At 63.0% G+C, this 3,966-nt stretch carries 3 protein-coding genes and 1 tRNA gene; 3 read left to right on the top strand and 1 reads right to left on the bottom strand.

Annotated elements, in window-relative coordinates; genetic code table 11:
• On the bottom strand, positions 1–2,196 hold a 2,196-nt coding region (gene ppdK, locus EN969_RS20240; protein ID WP_127419337.1), incomplete at its 3' end, for a pyruvate, phosphate dikinase.
• Between the two features lie 222 nt (positions 2,197–2,418).
• Here ppdK and EN969_RS20235 point away from each other — a divergent pair.
• The 3 genes from EN969_RS20235 to EN969_RS20225 all read left to right on the top strand — a co-directional run.
• Entirely contained in the window at positions 2,419–2,763 is a 345-nt protein-coding gene (locus EN969_RS20235) for a VOC family protein (RefSeq protein ID WP_013532745.1), read from the top strand.
• A 127-nt stretch (positions 2,764–2,890) separates the two neighbouring features.
• A tRNA-Gln gene (locus EN969_RS20230) sits at positions 2,891–2,965 on the top strand.
• A 221-nt stretch (positions 2,966–3,186) separates the two neighbouring features.
• Positions 3,187–3,966: glycosyltransferase family 25 protein (locus tag EN969_RS20225; protein WP_164758369.1), on the top strand; the 780-nt coding region annotated here is incomplete at its 3' end.

Raw genomic sequence — 3,966 nt, 5'->3', positions numbered from 1 at the left:
CGCCTTGACGTAGTCGAGTTCCTTCACCAGGCCGACGAGCGGCACCATGATCTCGGGGACCACCAGGGCGCCGGCCTTCCTGCCGGCCTCCACGGCCGCCTCGAAAATGGCCCGTGCCTGCATCTCGGCGATCTCGGGGTAGGAGACGGCCAGGCGGCAGCCACGATGGCCGAGCATCGGGTTGAACTCGTGCAGTGCCTCGGTGCGCTGCCTGAGCTTGTCGGGCGACACGTTCATGGCGGCGGCGACCTCGGCGATTTCAGCCTCGGTCTTGGGGAGGAATTCGTGCAGCGGCGGATCGAGCAGTCGGATCGTCACCGGCAGGCCGGCCATGATCTCGAACAGTTCGAGGAAATCCGAGCGCTGCATGGGCAGAAGCTTGGCGAGTGCGGCGCGCCGGTCCTTTTCGGTGTCGGCCAGGATCATCTCGCGCATGGCGACGATGCGGTCGCCGTCGAAGAACATGTGCTCCGTGCGGCAAAGCCCGATGCCTTCGGCGCCGAAGGAGCGCGCCATGCGCGCATCGAGCGGTGTTTCGGCATTGGTGCGCACCTTCATGCGCCGCACCGCGTCCGCCCATTCCATGATGGCGGCAAAATCGCCTGACAGTTCAGGCTGCAGCATGGCAACCGCGCCCTTCAGCACCTGGCCGTTGCCGCCATCGATGGTGATGATGTCGCCTTTGCGGAAGGTCTGCCCCATCGAGAGCAGCGTGCCGGCCCTATAGTCGACGCGCAGCGAGCCGGCACCCGAGACGCAAGGCTTGCCCATGCCGCGCGCCACCACCGCGGCGTGGCTGGTCATGCCGCCGCGCGTGGTCAGGATGCCTTCCGCCGCATGCATGCCGTGGATGTCTTCGGGACTGGTCTCGATGCGCACTAGGATCGCCTTGCGCCCTTGTGTCTTCAAGTCCTCGGCGTCAGCTGAGGAAAAGACGATCTCGCCGGTAGCGGCACCGGGCGAGGCCGGCAGTCCGATGCCGATGACGTCGCGCGCGGCCTTGGGGTCGATGGTGGGATGCAGCAACTGGTCGAGCGAGGCCGGGTCGATACGGGCAACGGCTTCCTCTTTCGTGATGAGCCTGTCGCGCGCCATCTCGACGGCAATTTTCAGCGCCGCCTTGGCGGTGCGCTTGCCGGAGCGGGTCTGCAGCATCCACAATTTGCCGCGCTCGATGGTGAATTCGAGATCCTGCATGTCGCGGTAGTGCTTCTCCAGACTATCGGAGATGGTGACGAAGGACTGGAACGCGTCAGGCATCAGCTTCTGCAGCGACGGCTTGTCCGAGCCTGCTGCGATACGCGCCGCTTCGGTGATGTTCTGCGGCGTGCGGATGCCGGCAACGACGTCCTCGCCCTGCGCGTTCACCAGGAACTCGCCATAGAGCATCTTTTCGCCGGTCGATGGGTTGCGCGTGAAGGCAACGCCGGTGGCCGAGGTTTCGCCCATATTGCCGAACACCATGGCCTGGACGTTGACCGCCGTGCCCCAGCTTTCGGGAATATCGTGCAGGCGGCGATAGGTGATGGCGCGGTTGTTCATCCAGCTCGAGAACACGGCTGATATCGCGCCCCAGAGCTGCTCATGCGGATCCTGCGGAAACGGCCTGCCAAGCTCTTCCTCGACTTTGGCCTTGTAGAGCGCGATGACGCCCTGCCATTCGAGCGCCGTCAGTTCGGTGTCGAGCTCGTGCCCGAGCCCGCCCTTCTGGTCCTCCAGGATTTCCTCGAACACTTCGTGGTCGAGACCCATGACGACATCGGAATACATCTGGATGAAGCGGCGGTAGCTGTCATAGGCAAAGCGCGCATCGCCGGAATCGGCGGCCAGCGCCTCGACCGTCTCGTCGTTCAGGCCGAGATTGAGGACGGTGTCCATCATGCCGGGCATCGAGGCGCGAGCGCCAGAACGCACCGACACCAGCAGCAGTTTCGACGGGTCGCCGAACCGACGACCGGTCAGCCGGCCGATGTGATCGAGCGCGACCGCGACATCGGCTTCCAACCCGGCCGGATAAATACGGCCGTTGGCGTAGTAGGCGTTGCAGACCTCCGTGGTGATGGTGAAGCCCGGCGGCACCGGCAGCCCCAGGCTGCACATCTCGGCTAGGTTGGCGCCTTTGCCGCCCAGGAGATTCTTGTCGCTGGCACGGCCCTCCGCCGCACCATCGCCAAAGGTGAAAACCCATTTGGTCATGCATCGCTCTCCGGTTGCAGGAGATTGGAAAGATTGGCGAAACGGAAAGTTCCGCCGGTCCGCCCTTGGAGCGATATGATGCTGCAGTGCGAAAGGCAAGGCGTCGGCAAAGCCGCCCGGCCACTACAATCGATTAAGCAAAGCCGTGCCTCAGGATGCGGCAAAAAGGTTTGCTATGCCGGGGATTCTGGAGTAGAACATACAGTGAACAAAGAGGTGGCTATGAAACTGTCCGGAAAACTCGACTATCTGGAAATGCCGGCTACGGGCGGAACGCTGGACCGGCTGAAGGCCTTCTACAGTTCCGCCTTTGCCTGGTCGTTCACTGACTATGGGCCGACCTATTCGGCCTTTGCCGAAGGCCTGGACGGGGGTTTTCAGGCCGACGCCGCCGAAGCGCCATCGAAGCCGCTGCCGGTGCTGTACAGCAGGGATCTGGAGGCGACCCTCGAGGCTGTCGAAAACGCCGGCGGCACGGTCGTCAAACCGATCTTCGCGTTCCCTGGCGGCCGCCGTTTCCACTTTGCCGATCCGGCCGGCAACGAGATGGCGGTGTGGTCCGAATAGCCAGCTGGTGCCGTCTGGTGGCGTTGCTTTTGCTGCCCAAACAGGCGTTCTCACCACCATTCATGGGGCATTGTGCTTTTTGGCTGCTCTGCTAATAACGCGCCGCACAAGCGACTCTGACGGCAATTGGGGCGTCGCCAAGTGGTAAGGCATCGGTTTTTGGTACCGACATTCCCAGGTTCGAATCCTGGCGCCCCAGCCATCCCGCTCAGGTCCGTTCCGGACACTTAGGACCGAGAGTACCTTTGCGATCTTCCATGAAGCCGATCGGCTAACAGTTCGATTGTGTCATAAATTCAGATGAGCCAAAGCCGTCGCGGCAAATTCAGGTCTTGCACATGATCTGGATAGTGTCGCCTTGAACATCTCCTTCTTTCCATACATAGGTCGGCCGGGTGGGTGGCGGCTCAACATGGAACTTCAATGAACCTTCCTATCTTCGCCATCAACCTCGATCGCGAGACCCAGCGCTGGAGCGAATTGCTCGCCAGCGCCGAAGCGGCAGGCCTGACCTTGCAGCGCATTGCCGCCGTCGACGGCCATGCGCTTGCCAAAGAGGCCTGGACGGAGATCGATCTGCCAGCCGCACGCAAGCTGAGCGGGCGCGACATCCTTTCCGGCGAATATGCCTGTTACCGCAGCCATATCCAGGCGCTGGAAACGTTCGTGGCCGGTGGCAGCGCCCATGGCCTGATCGTCGAGGACGACGTCCTCTTCAGCGAAGACACCATGCGGCGCATCGAGGCCGTCATCGCGGCGGTGCCGGATTTCGACGTCATCAAACTGATCAACCATCGCATCAGCTTCTTCATGCGCGCCGTCGAGACGGCGGAAGGCGACGAGATCGGTCGTGCGCTGCATGGCCCGCAAGGCTCGGCCGCCGCCTATCTGGTGACGCGGGAGGGCGCGCAGGGTCTGTTGTCGGCGCTCGCCGTCATGAAAATGCCATGGGACGTCGCGCTCGAACGCTTTTGGGATACCGGTCTGAAGGTCTATTCGGCCCGCCAAAACGTGCTTGGCTTCGCCGCCAGCAGCGAGATCTCCGGCATAGCCGGTCCCTCGGGAAGCTACAAATCCGCAAGGTTGGGGGGGCCGAGCCGGCTACGTGCCGGGGTGTTGCGGGCCAGTGACGAGCTGCGCCGCCTGCATCACGTCCTGCTGCGGCCCCCTTTGCCGCGAGATACCCTGGACTATGCCAAGGAC

Origin of the sequence: Mesorhizobium sp. M7A.F.Ca.CA.003.01.2.1 (genome assembly GCF_003998945.1) — a bacterium.
Lineage (GTDB): Bacteria > Pseudomonadota > Alphaproteobacteria > Rhizobiales > Rhizobiaceae > Mesorhizobium > Mesorhizobium ciceri.
The sequence above is the reverse complement of the archived record's forward strand: the minus strand, read 5'-3'. Positions and strand labels throughout refer to the sequence as shown.

Excerpts from the sequence above, each read along its gene's own strand:
- EN969_RS20235 (WP_013532745.1), top strand. The coding sequence starts at position 2,419 with ATGAAACTGTCCGGAAAACTCGACTATCTGGAAATGCCGGCTACGGGC.